Below are 16,963 nucleotides of genomic sequence, written 5' to 3' on the forward strand. Positions count from 1 at the left end.
AGCACTTCGCCATGGCCAGGCTTTTTGGCACCGATGGAGTTCGCGGAACAGCGGGCCGTGAAATTACGGCTGAGTTTGCTCTTAAGTTAGCTCAGGCCGCCGCAATCGTTCTCGCCAAAACTGCTAGGGAAAACGGCGACAGACCTCGAGCCGTAGTAGCACACGATCCAAGAATTTCTTCCGACTTCATTTCCGCTGCCGTTTCGGCGGGGCTGGCCGCGTCCGGAATAGATGTCTTTGATGCCGGCGTGGTTCCTACTCCCGCAGCCGCTTATTTGACCGCAGACATAGGTGCTGACTTTGGCGTCATCATCTCGGCAAGCCATAACTCGGCTCCAGATAATGGCATTAAATTTTTCTCTCGTGGCGGCCACAAACTTCCAGACTCGCTTGAGGATCAGATCGAAGCGGAGTTCGGCAATAGCCATGATGTGATCGGCGCCGAGGTTGGCAAAATAACTAGATTCTCGGATGCTGAAGATCGCTATCTTGTCCATCTTCTTGGAGCTGTTCGAGTGAGCCTAAAGGGTCTCAAGGTGGTTATCGATGCTGCCAACGGAGCGGCCAGCGCTATTTCCCCGCAGGCGTTTATTGACGCCGGCGCAGACGTTGTTTTGATTGGTGCGGATCCAGACGGACTGAACATTAACGCCGGCTATGGCTCTACCTATCTGAGCGCGCTGCAGGCAGCCGTGTTAGAAAATAATGCCGATTTTGGTATTGCACACGACGGAGATGCTGACCGAACGCTAGCAGTTGATCATCTTGGCAACATCGTTGATGGAGATCACATCATGGCGATTTTGGCAATCAGCATGAAGGAATCAGGGGACCTTGCCCGGAACACCTTGGTCACCACCGTGATGTCAAACCTGGGCCTTCGTTTGACGATGAAAAAGCATGAAATTGAGGTTATCGAGACGCAAGTTGGCGATCGCTACGTCCTTGAGGCGATGCGCGATGGCGGGTATTCACTAGGCGGCGAGCAGTCCGGTCACATAATCTTTTCCCAGTATGCAACTACTGGGGATGGAGTCCTAACCGGCCTTCAGATCGCGTCCAGGATGATACAAACCGGTAAGTCCTTGGCTGAATTGGCCTCGGAGATGCCGGTTTTTCCTCAGGTGTTGATAAACGTGCCGGACGTTGATAAGTCTCGCGTCAATGATGTTGCGTTGCAGGAATTGGTTGCCCAAGCTAGTGCCGAACTCGGGGACGAGGGTCGGGTTTTGCTTAGGGCTTCCGGAACAGAGTCTCTGGTTAGGGTGATGGTGGAGGCCGCAGATCATGGAACAGCACAGGGCTGGGCCGATCGCATAGCTCGAATGGTAGAGACGCGGCTTGCTCTTGGCTAAAACTGTTCAGCTGCGTCGTTATCAAATAGCCCCAGGGATGCTCGAGGATTTTCGGGCATGGTTGAATCAAGAGGTTCTTCCGATCAGGGCCAAATTTGGTTTTCATGTCGAATTTATGTACGTCGACAATAAAAACAGTGAGTTTATTTGGGCAGTTTCAGTTCCGGGTTCACTAAATGATTTTTTGGAGATAGAAAATCGATACGATGGCTCGGAAGAGAGGCTCGCCGCCGGTTTGAAGAGGCCCGACTGTTTCCTGAGTGTCGATACTCGATTTGTCGACGAGAGCTAAATCTTTCTGACCTGAACCCTTTGTACTCTGTGTCCCTCGCCTTTTTGCATTACAAGGGTTGCCCTTGATCTGGTCGGTTCGATGTTTTGCTCCAAGTTCGGAAGATTTATGTCTTTCCAAAAGCCGGCTGCTCTAGCTATAGCTTGTTCTTTGGTGAGCTCAGTGGTTAATTGGTGAAAGTAAGATCTTGGGTTTAGAAATGCCGTTTCCCAAAGTTTGTCAAACCTCGACAGATACCACTCTTTGATTGTTCCCGGATCCGCGTCTATATAGATGCTGAAATCGAAATAGTCGCTCAGCGCAACTTCCTGCCCGGCAGAGGGGGGCTGCAAAACGTTGAGCCCTTCGACGATTAGAACATCTGGAGCGTTTACCGTCGCGAATTCGTCCGGAACGATGTCATATGTCAGGTGGTCATACACCGGGGCGGTGACCCCGGTCTTTCCCGATTTTATGTCTGAGATGAACTGCAACAATCTTTTGCGGTCGTAGCTTTCAGGGAAGCCCTTTTTGGCAAGAAGGCCGCGTCGCTCTAATTCTGCATTTGGGTAGAGGAAGCCGTCTGTGGTGACTAGCTCGACTTTTGGAGTCCCTTCCCACCTTGTCATCAATTCTCTAAGTAACCTTGCGGCGGTTGATTTCCCAACTGCGACCGACCCGGCAATCCCGATTATGAACGGCGTTCTTTGGGCCCTCGCTCCATAAAAGCCCTCGGTGTTTCGATGCAGGGCCTGAGTTGAGGTGGCGTAAAGAGATAGCAGGTGGCTAACCGGAAGATAGACCTCCGTGACTTCTTTGATATCAAGAAAATCACCCAGACCGCGCAGTTTCGTGACCTCTTGTTCGGTAAGAGGAAGTTGTGTTGCATTGCCCAGCTCAGCCCAATCTGCTCGCTCTATGGCGAGATATGGGGAAAGGCTGTCGGTGCCGTGCGCTGTGCTCACAAGGGCCTATTCTGCCCTAGAATTAGGGCTCATGTGCGGAATAGTTGGCTATGTTGGACCGGGTTCAGCTCGCGAGGTTCTAATCGGGGGCCTGCAGCGGTTGGAATATCGCGGCTACGACTCGGCTGGCATCTCTGTTATATCCGGGGCTAAGGGACTGGAAACGCGCAAGCGGGCCGGAAAAGTCGCAGTGCTTGTTCAAGAGTTAGCCGATAATCCAATAGCCGATTCAAACATTGGAATCGGACACACAAGATGGGCGACACACGGTGCCCCAACCGATGGAAATGCTCACCCTCACATCGGCGGTACTCATCAGAAGTTATCGCTCATCCACAACGGAATTATTGAAAACTTTTCTTCTCTAAAAAGGGACCTAGTCAGTCGCGGTGTCACGTTTGCATCCGAGACAGACAGCGAGGTTGTTGCTCACCTGGTGGCAATTGAATTTGACAAGTCAAATGACCTAACAGCTGCGTTTAGGCAAGTGGTGAACCTTCTGGAAGGCGCGTTTACGTTACTTTGCGTCCACGAGGATAGCCCAGATTTGGTGCTAGCTGCTAGGAGAAACTCACCCCTGGTAATTGGCTTGGGGGACGGCGAGAACTTCTTAGGTTCCGATGTCGCAGCTTTTGTTGAACACACCAAGCACGCTGTTGCGGTTGGTCAAGATCAAATCGTTGAACTTCGGAGGGATTCAGTTTTGATTACAGATTTCCACGGCAAGCCAGTTGAAATGGAAAGCTTCGAGATTAGCTGGGATGCCACCGCGGCCTCCAAGGGCGGCTGGCCATCTTTTATGGCCAAGGAGATCGCTGATCAGCCTCAGGCGGTCGGCGACACTTTGATGGGTCGAATTGCCTCGGATGGCTCCGTGAACCTTGCCGAAATGCGGGGGCTTGACCAACTTTTTGAAGTCGATCGAATAATTTTCGTGGCCTGCGGAACAGCAGCTTATGCTGCGGAAGCGGCCAAGTACGCAATTGAAAAATGGGCACGCATTCCAGTCAGCGTTGAACTCGCCCACGAGTTTAGATATCGTGATCCGGTTATCGATTCAAAAACGCTAGTCATTGCGATGAGCCAGTCGGGTGAGACCATGGACACTCTCATGGCCGTTCGCCACGCTGTTGAGAGTGGAGCCAAGGTGCTGGCCGTTTGCAATACGCAGGGCGCAACTTTGGCAAGAGAAGCCCACGCCACGATCTACACCCATGCCGGACCAGAGGTGGCAGTGGCATCAACAAAGGCCTTTACTGCTCAGGTGACAGCGGGTCAACTGGTTGGACTGGTCCTTGCTTGGCAGCGTAAAAGCATGCCCGAGGCAGAATTGAAAAAAATCGGGCTCGAGCTACTTACTTTGCCAAGAAAAATAAAGGAAGTCCTAGAGTCGATTTCCGAGATCGGGGAGCTCGCCAAAAGCTACTCAAAGGCTAGTTCGGTTTTGTTTCTAGGAAGAAATATCGCCTACCCCATAGCCCTTGAGGGCGCGTTGAAGTTGAAAGAGTTGGCATATATCCACGCCGAAGGTTTTGCAGCCGGTGAACTCAAGCACGGACCAATTGCTCTAATTGAAGAAGGTCAGCCAGTGATCGTAATAGTTCCATCTCAAAAAGGTGAGGGCTCACTGCACGGCAAAGTGGTTTCCAACATTCAAGAAATAAAGGCTCGCGGAGCTCGCGTAATAGCGATTGCCGAGGTAGGCGATTCTGAGGTCGCTAGCTTTGCCGATGAGGTTTTCTTCATTCCAGAAACCATGCCACTGCTTGCCGGCCAGCTAGCAGTTATACCTCTTCAGGCATTTGCGATGGAGCTGGCAAACGCCAAGGGACTCGACGTTGACCAGCCGAGAAACCTTGCCAAGTCCGTAACAGTGGAATAGTGATTATCGGAATAGGTGTCGATCTGTGCTCAGTCGAGAGGCTGAGCAGTAGTATCCAGCGAACTCCAGCCTTGGCAGACAGGCTTTTCACAGACAAAGAGCGAAGCCTCAAGGATGAGTCATTAGCTGCTCGATTTGCCGCGAAAGAAGCCTTGGCAAAAGCCGTGGGAAACCCTAAGTTACTTTCTTGGCTAGAGGTTGAAGTGGTAACTGATCAACTTGGTAAGCCGATGCTGGTTCTTTCGGGTGATAGCTCGAGGGCGTTGAGCTCCATGGGGGTTTTGTCAACCCACCTTTCGCTTTCTCACGACAACGGGTTTGCAATTGCAATGGTTGTCCTGGAGGGTAATTAGATGCGAGAACTAAGAATTGATTTGGGGAGAATCTGCTCCAACTATTTGGCCCTGAAATCCGCTTTTGGCCCGGCCAAAGTAATGGCGGTAGTCAAGGCCAATGCCTATGGGCACGGCATGATCGAGGTGGCAACTGCTCTGGATAAAGCAGGAGTTGATGTTCTCGGGGTTGCCGATTTAGACGAGGCAATAGCACTTCGATTGGCCGGCATCGATGCTCCCGTTATGTGTTGGCTGCTGGATCAAAAGGATGATCTGCAATCCGCTGTCCAGCAGAACATCATTCTTGGCATTTCGACAATTCAGCAGCTTGAGTCTGTGCCCAGGGAGGCCGCGATTCACTTGAAGGTGGACACTGGTCTTGGCCGCAACGGCTTCATGCCGGGCCAGATACCGGATGTTGTGAAGATAATTCAGGCCAGGCAGCTAAACGTTCAAGGCCTTCTGAGCCATTTGGCAAATACCTCGGAGGCAGAAGATTTTGCTCAGCAAGTCGTATTTGATTCGGTTTACTCGATGCTGGAGGCCGCTGGAGTAAAAATAGAGATCAGGCACCTTGCCGCTTCGGCCGGGGCAATCAGCTATCCGGGTATGAGGTACGACATGGTGCGCTGCGGGATTGTTTTGTATGGGCTGAACCCATTCGAAGACCGTGCACTCGAGGGCTTAGCAGTCAAGCCTGTCATGAGCGCGATGGCAAAGATTGCGAACCTCAAGTTGGTTCCGGTTGGGCAAGGCGTTTCCTATGGCTACAGGTACAAAACTGATAAGCCAACCCAGCTCGCATTGGTGCCCTTCGGCTATGCCGAGGGCATGCCCAGGATTTCTCAAGGAGCAAGGGTAAAGATTGGCCAGGAGCTCTTTCCGGTAGTTGGAAGAATCGCCATGGATCAGTTCGTGGTTGATGCTGGCGACGCCGAAATTTCAATTGGTGATGAGGTCATTATTTTTGGCGATTCCGCGCGCAATGAACCCACTGCAGAACAACTTGCGGAAAGTGCTGGAACGGTGAACTACGAAGTGGTGACGAGAATCGGTGGACGTGCAAACCGGGTTTTTCTACAAGCATGAAGCTCACCATAGAAACGCCAGAGGCCATGGAGGCATTTGGTTCAAGGCTTGCTGAAACCTTGCAACCGGGGGATTTGGTTTTACTCTCTGGAAAGTTGGGAGCAGGAAAAACCACCATGACTCGTGGCATCGGCGCGGGCCTCGAGGCCATCGGCACTATTCAGTCACCTACTTTTGTGCTGGCAAGAACACATCGAACAAAGAACGGACCAAAGTTGGTGCACGTTGATGCCTACAGACTTTCATCGGCCATTGAGCTAGATGACTTGGACATAGATTTCGCAAATTCAATTGTCGTTATTGAGTGGCCCAAAGGCTTTATTGATGACAGTTTTGAAAATTGGCTGCTCATCGAAATTGATAGATCCAGCCAAGAAGATAGTCGAGAGTTGTCAATCGCCGGTCACGGACCAAGATGGCAGGGGGTGTCATTTGATTTTGGCAATTGACACATCGGCTGGCACCAGCGCGGCTGTCTTTGACGGGGTAAATAGGCTCTCGTTTATCAACTTCGATGATCGATTCGGTCACGCCGAGAACATCGGCCTTGCAATTCATGGAGCGCTCACAGAGGCCGGCATTGTTCCTGCAGACCTTACCCTCGTCGCGATTGGTCGTGGCCCAGCCCCATACACCGGGCTGCGAGTCGGGGTTGCAGCGGGCATAGCAATGTCGACGGCGCTGGAGATACCCGCCTGCGGCGTAATAACGCTAAATGCAGTTGCCATGAAGCATCCGGTTGGAAAAGTTCTGGTCGTTGCGGACGCAAAACGCAAAGAGCTCTTTATTGCTGGGTTTCAGGACGGCGTAGAGGTAATGCCACCGAGCGTTGCAACGCACAAAGAACTTGAGAGCCACTCTGATTTTGCAACGGTTAGCGGGGAGTGCGACGCGGGTCTAATAGGTGAATATGCGGTTTGGGCGTTGAGTCAGAAGATTGACCTAACCGACACCAGTGCACTGTATTTGCGCTCACCCGATGTCACGCCATCAGTCCGAAAGCGGGTCACCGGCTAATGGAATTTAGAGAGCTGACTGTGGCGGATCTTCCGGAGCTTATGAGGTTGGAGAACGAGTTATTTCCTGGCGAGGCTTGGAAAGAAGACTCTTTTCGCTCCGAGCTTGAAGGCTCATTCACGGATTATTTTGGAGCTTTTGAAAACGGCCTAGTTGGCTATGCCGGCCTTAGTTCTGTTCCGGCAAGTTTCTCGAGTGATGTTCAGACTCTTGCTGTCATCTCATCTAGTCAAGGCAAGGGTCTCGGGAGAATGCTTGCAAATAAGTTAATCTCCAAAGCCTTGGCACTTGGTTCAGAGGCAGTGTTCCTCGAGGTGCGCGTTGATAATAATGCGGCAATAAGCCTTTACAGCTCGCTTGGATTTGAGCAGATTGACCTCCGAAAAAACTATTATCAGCCCTCTGGGATGGATGCCTTGGTGATGAGGTTGGCCATTGAGCAACCCATTGTTCTGGGTGTTGAAAGCACCTGCGATGAAACTGGAATCGGGATAGTCAAGGGCAATCGGCTTCTTGCAAACGCTCTTCACAGCTCCATGGACGAGCACGCAAAGTTCGGCGGTGTTGTGCCGGAGGTGGCTGCAAGAGCCCACCTCGAGGCGCTGAAGCCAACCATTGCTCAAGCCCTCAAAGAGGCGAATCTCACGATGAGTCAGATCGACGCGATTGCGGTGGCCAATGGCCCGGGGTTGGCAGGCGCCTTGATGGTTGGAATTGGAGCGGCCAAGGCGCTTGCGATAGCGCACAACTTGCCTATTTACGCTGTCAACCACTTGGTAGGCCACGTGGGTGCGGACGTGCTGGAAAATGGAACAGTTTCGCTGCCGACGATTGCACTCCTGGTTTCGGGAGGGCACACGTCCTTGCTGTTGGTGCGTGACTTACTTGATGATGTTGAGCTACTGGGTGAAACAATCGATGATGCCGCCGGCGAAGCTTTTGACAAGGTAGCCAGAGTTTTGGGCCTTCCATACCCGGGTGGACCGCAAATAGACAAGCTGGCAGAGGCTGGAAACCCAAAAGCAATCCGATTCCCACGTGGATTGTCGTTACCAAAGGACATGGAGGCTCACAGGTTTGACTTTTCATTCTCGGGCCTCAAGACGGCAGTGGCAAGGCACGTTGAAAAGGCCAGCGATGCCGGACTGGAGATTTCAAAGCCTGACGTTGCTGCAAGCTTTAGGGAGGCAGTAGTGGATGTGCTGCTGACCAAGGCGATCAATGCCTGTGAGGCTCACGGGGTCGAGCGATTACTGCTTGGCGGCGGCGTTGTTGCCAACGCGCGGCTCAGGCAGGTGGCGAAAATTCGCTGCGACGAAGCTGGTATTGAGCTGCGGATTCCACGTTTCTCGCTGTGCACGGACAATGGAGCAATGATTGCCTCCATTGGTGCACAGCTAATAATGGCCGGCCGGCCACCGAGCGGTCTTGGCTTCGGAGCGGAGTCCACCCTCGAGGTCACAAAAGTCCAGACGATTTAGGCGCTACCAGCGGGGATTCGTCGGCATGCGTGGTCATGACGACTAGTCACTAGTTGCTAGTCGTCAGCTGAGGGGCTGACAGACCAGTGCTTTGCGAGCGTCGCCCACCCTGGTGAGAATTAGAGTGGCGGCGTTTTTTCCTTTTAGTTTCAACTTCGGTCGAAGCTGCTCAGGAGTGATGTCTACTCCGCGTTTTTTTATTTCAAGTGTTCCAATGTCAAGTTCGCTCATTCTCTTGGCAATCCTCTTGACATCAAGAGGCAAGGACTCCATTACCTCAAATCCCCTGAGCCAAGGAGAACTCAGTTCACTGTCGGAACTTAGATATGCGATTGAAGGTGCGATGCCCCAGAGTCCATTTTCGATAGCAAACGCTCCAAGAAGGTGGGACCTAACAAGTGCTGGGTTGGGGTCGTAAACATACTTTCCAACTTCACTTATCGGTGCCTGAATAAGGTCTCCGGAATACTCGGTTATTGTGTCGGCCAAAATAAGGGCTGATCTCTTGCCGCTTTCACCCAGCTCGCCAAACCACAGCACGGTTTCTACAAGTTCATTGTTGTGGGAGACCCAATTTGCTTCGCAGTCTTCCGGGATCAATTCGTGAGGCAAGCTCCCGGCGAGCTTTATGCCCGCCGTGTGCTTGGCTCCGATTTCAAAGGCAAAGTTTAGATTCGGTGAAAAGTCCTCTGGCTTGAGCATCACTCTTCCCGCTGCTTTTGAACTAAGTTTTCTTCTTGCCGGGTCAAGCCAGAATGATGTCGATTTGGATTCGATTTTGAGAGCATCGGCATTTGAGACCGCAGCCATTGGATAGTTGTTCAAATTGTGTTTTGCGAAGTTGGCGGTCAGGCCGTCCTTTTCGATTGCGGTTACCTCAAGTCCCGCCTGGGCGAAGGCCAGTGCGTCTCCGCCAATGCCACAACCAAGATCCGTGACCGACTTGATTCCATGGGTCAAGAATTTTTGGGCATGCCAAGCGGCAACTTGCTGCCGAGTTGCTTGCTCGAGGCCTTCCTCGGTGAAGAGCATCGTGCTTGCAAGGTCCGAGCCAAATTTTGACACTGCTCGCGAGCGCAGTTTGGCTTGGGAGATGCACAGTGCTACCAGCTGAGGCTCATGCCCCTGCTTCCTAAGATCAGATGTCAGTTTGAGCAGGTCCGCTTTTGCGTCCAGGAAGCCCAACTTGCCAAGTAGTTGCTTGGCTTCAGGTCCAAAAATTGTCTCGTCTAGATCGGGCACTCATTAAACCTACCGCTGTCGATAGCGGTCACTGACCTTGACCAAGTGCTTGATAACACCTAAAGTTGCATTAGCACTCTCGATGGGAGTCTGCTAATTCACAAACTTTAGACAAAGAAGAGGTAACAGTGTCGGTTTCTATTAAGCCACTTGAAGATCGCGTTGTTGTTCGTCCGCTTGAGGCCGAGCAGGTAACTGCGTCAGGTCTGGTTATCCCAGACACAGCAAAGGAAAAGCCCCAGGAGGCTGAGGTCATTTCAGTTGGCCCAGGTCGCTTTAGCGAGGACGGCGAGCGCATACCTGTCGACTTGAAAGTTGGAGATCTTGTTATCTTCTCCAAGTACGGCGGAACTGAGCTTCGTTACGATGGCCAGGACTATTTGGTGCTGTCAGCCCGCGACGTTCTTGCGGTTATCGAGCGCTAGAAATTGACAAAAAAAGACCCGGAAATCCGGGTCTTTTTTTGCGTTTAATGCCCCTAGGCTTGCAAGGTGAAGAAGCGTTCTATAAATACGGTGGGCCTGACATTTGGAGCGGGCGCTTACTTGATTTGGGGTTCGTTTCCGCTACTTATCCAGCTATCTAAATTCGCTTCTCCCTTTGAGACTGTCGTTTGGCGAGTGGTGTTTGGCTTTTTGTTTGCCGCGCTTCTGGTAACGATCACTAAGACCTGGGGCCAGATTATGGCTTTGGTAAAAACCCCGAAAAAACTTGTCTGGGTTGCAGTCGCGGCCATTTTTATCTTTATCAATTGGCAGGTCTACGTCGTCGCGGTTGTTACCGGTAATGTGATCGAGACCTCTCTTGGTTATTTCATAAACCCGCTGGTCACAGTCATGTTTGCAGTGATTTTACTGAAAGAAAAGCTCAGACGAATGCAGTGGGTCGCATTAAGTGTTGGGTTTATCGCGGTCGTGGTACTCACTATTGACTACGGTCGCCCACCCTGGATAGCTATTATTTTGGCGTTGAGCTTTGGAACCTATTCGCTTGCCAAAAACAGAGTGGGCCGAAACATTGGTGCCCTGCAGAGTTTCACAATTGAATCAGCGGCGGTGCTGCCAATCGCCATCATTCAACTAATTGTCGTGGCATCCTTCGGACCGGTAATGCTCCTCAGCGGCCCTATGGAGGCAGCAGTCCTGATTGGCTTTGGAATCATGACCGCGGTGCCGTTGATTTTGTTCGGCGCTGCTGCAAGCCGAATCCCTCTTTCGATGATCGGGTTTATTCAGTACCTCACTCCAGTGCTGCAGTTCTCTGCCGGATACTTCATATTGGGCGAGGATATGCCTCCGGTTCGTTGGATCGGATTTGGATTGGTTTGGGTGTCTCTGGCAATTCTTACCTCAGATGCCCTACGAAAAAAGCCGATTTTGCCGATTGTGGAGGCCCTCTAGATTCGCAATCGAATTGTTACTCAATCTAACTTTTGACCAAATAATACTGTTTTACTCACTGTTTTAGTTTTTTTCGACCGATAGCGTTGAAATAGCCTAGAAAAACAACGACTTTATTCTATGGGTCTCTCCTTTTTGAAATTTTAGGCGGTGCGTTAACCTCCTTGAAATGTCGCAGTTAGTATGCTTTGAGTAGCGCGCGGGCTCCCTGCCTGTGTTCGCATTTAAATTGCTATTTCAAGGAGCAACAATGACCGTAAAGAACAACAGGTCGCGTGCACTCATGGCTTTGTCTGCAGCAGGCGTTTCGGCGCTTGTTCTGGCTGGCTGTGCAGCGACAACAACCGCCGGCGGCTGTGAGCTAGGTCCTGAGCAGGATGGAGACCTAGTACTAAACCTAGGTACCGCACTGCCTTTGACCGGTAACCTCGCTTTCCTAGGCCCACCAGAAGAAGCTGGTGCTGCTCTAGCGATTGACGAGATCAACGCTGCCAACAAGGGACTCACAATTGACGCTACTTTTGGCGACTCTGGTGACACCGACAACAAGGCTTACGACACTGAAATCCCACGTCTTCTTGGCGCAGGTGCTCAGGCAATCGTTGGTGCTGCATCTTCAGGTGTATCACTTCAGTTCATCGACCGCGTTATTGCTGAGTGTGTAATTCACTTCTCACCAGCTAACACCTCAGCAGCTTTCACTGACTACGAGGACAAGGGCCTGTACTTCCGTACCGCTCCTTCAGACGTACTTCAGGGTGAAGTTCTAGGTAACCTAATCGCAGAAGACGGCCACCAGAGAATCTCATTTATCGTTCTAAATGACTCATACGGTACCGGTCTAGCTGAGTTCACCAAAGCTGCCTTCGAGGCTGCTGGTGGAGAGGTTATTGCTGAGCCTACCTACAACACTGGTGACACTAACTTCACCGCTCAGATTGCTGAGGCACTAGCCGGAGACCCAGACGCAATCGTTCTAATTACATTCGACGAGGCAAAGACCATCGTGCCTGAGCTAACAAGCCAGTTCCCTGGTGACAAGCTTTACTTCGTTGACGGTAACCTAACCAACTACTCTGATGACTTCGCTGCTGGCACCCTTGAGGGTGCTAAGGGTACCTACCCAGGCGTGAACGAGGCAAACATTGCTGACTTCGTTGCGAAGCTTGATGCAAACTGGCAGGCACGCGGCAACGCAGCCTTGGAGCTAAACGCTTACGGTCCTGAGACCTATGACGCAGTTATAGTGCTTGCACTTGCTGCTCTAGAGGCGCGTAGCACCCAGGGTGCCAACATGTCAGAGAAGCTTCAGGAAGTTTCTGGAGGTTCTGGAAGCGGTACCAAGTGCACGAGCTTCGCTCAGTGTGCTGACATCATCAACGATGGTGGAACCGCAGACTATGACGGTCCATCGGGAAACATTACCTTCAATGACGTTGGAGACCCAACAGACGGTAACATCCTGATCCAGCAGTTCGATGGAAACAACGTTCCAGCTACCATTCGTGGCTAGTAACTAGTTTCAATCAAGAAACCCCCTCGGGCTTAGGCCCGAGGGGGTTTCTCTTTTAACTGAGTGTTTTGGCCTTTATTGAAACCCCGTGACTGGGTGTCAGGCATTTTCGTCTCTAAAGATGTCAAGAGCCGCTTGCGGTTGAAGGCGCTTAAAGAAGTAATCCCTCAGCATGGCCAAGGGATTACTTTGCTCCAACTGAACGGGGTTGGTAACTCTACTTCGACCTGCGGGAGGTCACTTCAAACGCTGCACCGATGGCAACCCCAAGGGCGATACCCAGGCCAACGTTGTCGATCGCTACGCCGAAAGCCACACCAATCACTACACCTATTGCTACGAAAAAGCCCGGAGGACGTGTCTTTTTAGGTGCCAAGGGTTCCCAGGTAGAGACCGACGACCTGTGGGTCGTTCAGAAGCTCTCTACCGGTGCCTGTGACGGCATCGGTGCCCTGATCTAGAACATAACCTCGGTCAGCGATTTGAAGGCAACGACGAGCGTTCTGTTCAACCATGATGCAGGTCACGCCTGCCTTGTTGATCTCTGAAACTCGAAGGAAGGCCTCATCCTGCCTAACAGGGCTAAGGCCCGCAGAAGGCTCGTCGAGCAGCAGAACGCTTGGCTCCATCATCAGTGCCCGGCCCATGGCAACCATTTGACGTTCTCCACCGGATAGTGAGCCGGCGCGCTGCTTTAGGCGCTTGCCGAGCTCGTCGAAAATAGAGACTACGAATTCAAGACGCTTCTCGTAGTTTTTTGGATCCTGGAAAACACCCATTTGAAGGTTCTCTTCAATGGTTAGTGAGGGAAAGACATTGTTGTTTTGGGGAATATACCCAACACCCTTAGCAACCAGCTGGTTTGGCTTCTGACCCACGATGTCTTCACCGTTCAGAGTGATTGACCCGTCACGAACCTTTACGAGCCCGAATATTGATTTCAGGAGGGTTGACTTACCAGCACCGTTAGGTCCGATGATTCCGATTAGTTCGCCCTTGTCGGCGTATAGGTTGGCCTCATTCAGAATGTTTACTCCCGGCAAGTAGCCGGCGGTGAGGTTCTTGACATCTACAACTCGGGTCATTTGTCTTTCTCCTGGTCGATGATGCTAATTCTCCCTGTGACAACACCAAGATCAGTGTCCTGATGGGCACCCAGATAGGCGTCAATTACGGCCTGCTCGTTCATAACAGTCTCTGGCGGGCCTTCGGCCACTACTTTACCTTCGGCCATTACGACCACCCAGTCTGCAATGTGTCGAACCATGTGCATGTCGTGCTCAACAAACAACACGGTCATACCTTCTTTTTTCAGGTCCAAAACATGGCCAAGCAGGGACTGAGTCAGTGCAGGATTAACACCGGCCATTGGCTCATCGAGCATTACCAGCACAGGGTCGGTCATCAATGCCCTTGCCATCTCCAGCAGCTTGCGCTGACCGCCGGATAGCGATGCTGCGAAATCTGCCTGCTTGGTGTCAAGCTTGAATCGCTTCAGTAGCTCAATTGCCTTGAGCTCAATCTCAGCATCCTGCTTTCTCCAGGATCTTGGAAAAAGAGCGCGGAAGATGCTCTCGCCGACTTGATTCTTCGCGCCAAGTTTCATGTTGTCCAGCACTGTCAAAAGGCTCAAGGCCTTGGTTAGCTGGAAGGTTCGAACTTGACCCATCTGGGCAACTTTGTAGCTTGGAACTCCCGATAGCGAAGTGCCTAGGAACGCCCACTCGCCAGTATCAGGTGTGTCAAAGCCAGTTAGCAGGTTAAACAGGGTTGTCTTGCCGGCACCATTTGGTCCAATAAGCGCGGTGATGGCGTTCTTCGGAATTTCCAGGTGCTCGACATCCACCGCTGTGAGGCCACCGAAGCTCTTTTTGACATGGTCAATAATGAGCATTGGATCGGTCTTTTTACAGCCTGGTGCCGCTTCGCCGATGTGTAGACCGGTTGATTTTATTGGTGAGTCGTTATTTGACAAAGGTCAGCTCCCTCTTGTCTCCGAAAATACCCTGAGGCCTGTAAATCACAAGCAACATCAAACCGATACCCACCAGCACGAATCTCAGCGTTGCCGCTTGAGTTCCGGAAACTGGCAAGATGCCCGCTAACGCGAGCTCCGGCAAGATGTTTGATAAGAATGCCTGGAGTGTCCAGAAGATAACTGCACCAATAACCGGACCCCAGATTGTCGCGGCACCACCGAGTAGCAGTGATGTCCAGATGAAGAAGGTGATTGAGGTCACATACACACCCGGAGAAACGTTCGCGAATGCGGCGTAAATAATTCCACCCATTCCACCGAAGATGCCGCCGATGATAAGTGCCTGAAGTTTGTAAGCGAAGACGTTTTTACCGAGAGCCCTGATGGCCTCTTCGTCCTCGCGGATACCCTTGATAACTCTTCCCCAGGGTGAGCGCATGAGTGCCCACAGGAACCAAACACAAACAGCTAGGACACCTAGTCCAAAGGTAAGAACCCAAAGAGTTTCGGAGTTGTAAGTCCAAGGTCCCCAACCATAGGATCCCGGTGGGAATGGGTTTGCACTCGTGAATCCGCCGGCGTTGTTGTAACCAAAAAGACCGTCCGCGCTACCAGTGACATCGGTGAAGGCTGTGGTCAGGAACAACAGCCTGACGATCTCGGCCGCCGCAATGGTCACGATTGCTAGGTAATCTCCACGAAGCCTCAGCGTCGGGACGCCCAACAGAATGGCGAACAAGATAGATCCGATGATGCCGACAATCATGCCGCCCCACCATGGGAAACCAAAAGTTAGGACCGATATCGCGTACCCGTAGGCACCGATGGCCATGAATCCTGCGATACCGAAGTTCAGCAGGCCTGCGAAACCAAAGTGCATTGCCAATCCAAGTGCTGCAAGTGCAAAAGCAATTGTGGTGGGCGTTAGCAGCCCTGCCAAGGTGTTATTTATAATTGTTCCCCAGTCCATGAGCTACCTCCTATCCGACTCTCTGTCTTCGTCCCATAAGGCCCTGTGGCCTAAAGAGTAGTACTCCAATTAGCACGACGAGCGCGCCGACGTACTTCAAATCTGAAGGTATGAACAAGCTCGAGGTCTCAACCAGAATTCCCACTACGAGAGCTCCAATCAATGCACCGAATGCCGTTCCAAGACCACCTAAGGTAACGGCGGCGAAGATGAGAAGCAGAATCTGCGTTCCCATGTCCCACTTGATTCCGGGTCGGAAATATGCCCAAAGAACTCCGGATAGTCCTGCTAGTGCAGCCGACACGATCCAAACAATTCGAACTACTTTGTCGACGTCGATACCGGACGCGGCAGCTAGGTCCGGGTTGTCCGAGATTGCGCGCGTAGCTTTTCCAGTGTTGGTTCTAAGTAGCCAGAAGGCAAATGCAAGAATCGCAACAATGGAAATGCCCATCGAGTAGAGGTCATTGACGCTCAGTGCAACGGATCCAAAGAGGTTAATCTTCGGCGAATCAAAACCTGGAAGCTGTTCGGTTCCACCACCGATGAAGAACTGAATTATGTACCGAAGAGTTAGCGATAGGCCGATGGAAATGATCATCAACTGAACAATGCCCAGGCCTTTGTTCCGAAGCGGCTTCCACAACCCGGCATCCATGGACCACCCGAACCCGGCAGAAATAATCACGGCCGCCGGAATCGCAGCCCAAATTGGTACTTGAAGTACTGTGCCAAGAATCAGAGCAGCAACAGCTCCGAAGGTAACCATCTCTCCGTGTGCAAAGTTAGACAGACCAGTTGTTCCGAATACCAGAGACAGACCTACCGAGGCAAGCCCGAGCATAAGTCCGAAGTTGATTCCGTAAATAAGACGGGCAACAAATTGGTCAAAGAACGAAACTTCATTTCGCTCACCCTGGCCAATAAAAAAGTTTTTTACGACACGGTCGGAGAGCCCAAGGTCGACATCTTGGGTGGCTCCGCCCTCTAGGACAGCGATGCCTGGAGGAAGTGTTTCTTGGTCCAGGGTGACTGTATAGGTGTCCTTAGTCGGCACTCCAATTAGCCAGCTTCCGTCATCGCTGGTGAGAACCTCAGCGGTATAGGACGGCCCTTCGACCACAATGCGGACCCCGCCAATTGCTTCGCCCTTAATTTTCACGTTACCAAGCACAGCGTGGTCAAACTCTTCTCCGACGCTGTCGGCCTGGGCTGGTGACACCAGAAGACCAAGGCCGATGATCAGAGCGGTGAATACGACTACTACTAGTTTCAGGAAACGTTTTGGATTGCCCACGGAGAGGAAATTCACCTGTCCTCCATATCTGGGTGAGCTGCGTCGCTCACAGTTGACCCTAAAAGGGGTATTGGAAAATAATACCAATTCATAAGAGTACACAATTGTGAACGTACCTATTTGTAATAAAAATTTCACACTTATTTGAAGCGGCTTAGCTCTGTAGAC

Annotated in this window: 18 protein-coding genes; 11 read left to right on the top strand and 7 right to left on the bottom strand. The window is 51.7% G+C overall.

Annotated elements, in window-relative coordinates:
* Positions 1-11 precede the first annotated feature (11 nt).
* Both glmM and IMCC13023_RS02340 read left to right on the top strand, forming a co-directional pair.
* The gene (glmM, locus tag IMCC13023_RS02335; protein WP_007540823.1) at positions 12-1,355 is read left to right on the top strand and encodes a phosphoglucosamine mutase; all 1,344 of its coding nucleotides are present in this window, start codon (positions 12-14) and stop codon (positions 1,353-1,355) included.
* On the top strand, positions 1,348-1,647 hold the full coding sequence (locus IMCC13023_RS02340) for a hypothetical protein (protein ID WP_157775964.1): 300 nt from the start codon (positions 1,348-1,350) through the stop codon (positions 1,645-1,647). The genes glmM and IMCC13023_RS02340 overlap by 8 nt, the downstream gene beginning before the upstream one ends.
* Here the strand turns inward: IMCC13023_RS02340 and coaA are convergent.
* Positions 1,644-2,591 carry a type I pantothenate kinase gene (gene coaA / locus IMCC13023_RS02345; protein ID WP_007540827.1) on the bottom strand — a complete coding sequence of 316 codons (948 nt, stop codon included), beginning with the start codon at positions 2,589-2,591 and terminating at the stop codon, positions 1,644-1,646. The two genes, IMCC13023_RS02340 and coaA, sit on opposite strands and share 4 nt — an antisense overlap.
* A gap of 31 nt (positions 2,592-2,622) precedes the next feature.
* Here coaA and glmS point away from each other — a divergent pair, with 31 nt between their 5' ends.
* The 6 genes from glmS to tsaD are packed head-to-tail and all read left to right on the top strand — an operon-like array spanning position 2,623 to position 8,395.
* Entirely contained in the window at positions 2,623-4,473 is a 1,851-nt protein-coding gene (gene glmS, locus IMCC13023_RS02350; RefSeq protein WP_007540828.1) for a glutamine--fructose-6-phosphate transaminase (isomerizing), read from the top strand.
* Positions 4,473-4,826: a holo-ACP synthase gene (locus IMCC13023_RS02355; RefSeq protein ID WP_040324834.1), complete on the top strand. Its 354-nt coding sequence runs from the start codon at positions 4,473-4,475 to the stop codon at positions 4,824-4,826. Before glmS ends, IMCC13023_RS02355 begins: the two co-directional genes overlap by 1 nt.
* Entirely contained in the window at positions 4,827-5,897 is a 1,071-nt protein-coding gene (gene alr / locus IMCC13023_RS02360) for an alanine racemase (protein WP_007540832.1), read from the top strand.
* Positions 5,894-6,346: a tRNA (adenosine(37)-N6)-threonylcarbamoyltransferase complex ATPase subunit type 1 TsaE gene (tsaE, locus tag IMCC13023_RS02365; protein ID WP_007540834.1), complete on the top strand. Its 453-nt coding sequence runs from the start codon at positions 5,894-5,896 to the stop codon at positions 6,344-6,346. Before alr ends, tsaE begins: the two co-directional genes overlap by 4 nt.
* Positions 6,330-6,914: a tRNA (adenosine(37)-N6)-threonylcarbamoyltransferase complex dimerization subunit type 1 TsaB gene (gene tsaB / locus IMCC13023_RS02370; RefSeq protein WP_040324836.1), complete on the top strand. Its 585-nt coding sequence runs from the start codon at positions 6,330-6,332 to the stop codon at positions 6,912-6,914. Before tsaE ends, tsaB begins: the two co-directional genes overlap by 17 nt.
* Entirely contained in the window at positions 6,914-8,395 is a 1,482-nt protein-coding gene (tsaD, locus tag IMCC13023_RS02375; RefSeq protein ID WP_007540838.1) for a tRNA (adenosine(37)-N6)-threonylcarbamoyltransferase complex transferase subunit TsaD, read from the top strand. The genes tsaB and tsaD overlap by 1 nt, the downstream gene beginning before the upstream one ends.
* Before the next feature lie 63 nt (positions 8,396-8,458).
* Here tsaD and IMCC13023_RS02380 read toward each other — a convergent pair whose 3' ends face one another.
* A complete protein-coding gene (locus tag IMCC13023_RS02380; protein WP_007540840.1) occupies positions 8,459-9,637 on the bottom strand; it encodes a class I SAM-dependent methyltransferase in 1,179 nt (392 codons plus the stop codon).
* A gap of 128 nt (positions 9,638-9,765) precedes the next feature.
* Between IMCC13023_RS02380 and groES the strand changes: the two genes are divergently transcribed.
* The 3 genes from groES to IMCC13023_RS02395 all read left to right on the top strand — a co-directional run bounded on the left by groES (position 9,766) and on the right by IMCC13023_RS02395 (position 12,550).
* Positions 9,766-10,062 carry a co-chaperone GroES gene (gene groES / locus IMCC13023_RS02385; protein ID WP_007540841.1) on the top strand — a complete coding sequence of 99 codons (297 nt, stop codon included), beginning with the start codon at positions 9,766-9,768 and terminating at the stop codon, positions 10,060-10,062.
* A gap of 66 nt (positions 10,063-10,128) precedes the next feature.
* Positions 10,129-11,037: an EamA family transporter RarD gene (rarD, locus tag IMCC13023_RS02390; RefSeq protein ID WP_100207038.1), complete on the top strand. Its 909-nt coding sequence runs from the start codon at positions 10,129-10,131 to the stop codon at positions 11,035-11,037.
* A 250-nt stretch (positions 11,038-11,287) separates the two neighbouring features.
* Complete coding sequence (locus tag IMCC13023_RS02395; protein ID WP_040324837.1) at positions 11,288-12,550, top strand: ABC transporter substrate-binding protein; 1,263 nt, start codon at positions 11,288-11,290, stop codon at positions 12,548-12,550.
* A gap of 217 nt (positions 12,551-12,767) precedes the next feature.
* Here IMCC13023_RS02395 and IMCC13023_RS07360 read toward each other — a convergent pair whose 3' ends face one another.
* The 5 genes from IMCC13023_RS07360 to IMCC13023_RS02420 are packed head-to-tail and all read right to left on the bottom strand — an operon-like array spanning position 12,768 to position 16,810.
* The gene (locus IMCC13023_RS07360) at positions 12,768-12,926 is read right to left on the bottom strand and encodes a glycine zipper domain-containing protein (protein ID WP_007540847.1); all 159 of its coding nucleotides are present in this window, start codon (positions 12,924-12,926) and stop codon (positions 12,768-12,770) included.
* Positions 12,916-13,635, bottom strand: coding sequence for an ABC transporter ATP-binding protein (locus IMCC13023_RS02405; RefSeq protein ID WP_007540849.1), 720 nt, complete (start codon positions 13,633-13,635; stop codon positions 12,916-12,918). The genes IMCC13023_RS07360 and IMCC13023_RS02405 overlap by 11 nt, the downstream gene beginning before the upstream one ends.
* On the bottom strand, positions 13,632-14,525 hold the full coding sequence (locus IMCC13023_RS02410) for an ABC transporter ATP-binding protein (protein ID WP_007540851.1): 894 nt from the start codon (positions 14,523-14,525) through the stop codon (positions 13,632-13,634). Before IMCC13023_RS02410 ends, IMCC13023_RS02405 begins: the two co-directional genes overlap by 4 nt.
* Complete coding sequence (locus tag IMCC13023_RS02415; protein ID WP_007540853.1) at positions 14,515-15,498, bottom strand: branched-chain amino acid ABC transporter permease; 984 nt, start codon at positions 15,496-15,498, stop codon at positions 14,515-14,517. The genes IMCC13023_RS02410 and IMCC13023_RS02415 overlap by 11 nt, the downstream gene beginning before the upstream one ends.
* 10 nt (positions 15,499-15,508) lie before the next feature.
* Complete coding sequence (locus IMCC13023_RS02420) at positions 15,509-16,810, bottom strand: branched-chain amino acid ABC transporter permease (RefSeq protein ID WP_502685259.1); 1,302 nt, start codon at positions 16,808-16,810, stop codon at positions 15,509-15,511.
* Positions 16,811-16,963: the final 153 nt, after the last annotated feature.

It is taken from the genome of Candidatus Aquiluna sp. IMCC13023 (assembly GCF_000257665.1).
Lineage (GTDB): Bacteria > Actinomycetota > Actinomycetes > Actinomycetales > Microbacteriaceae > Aquiluna.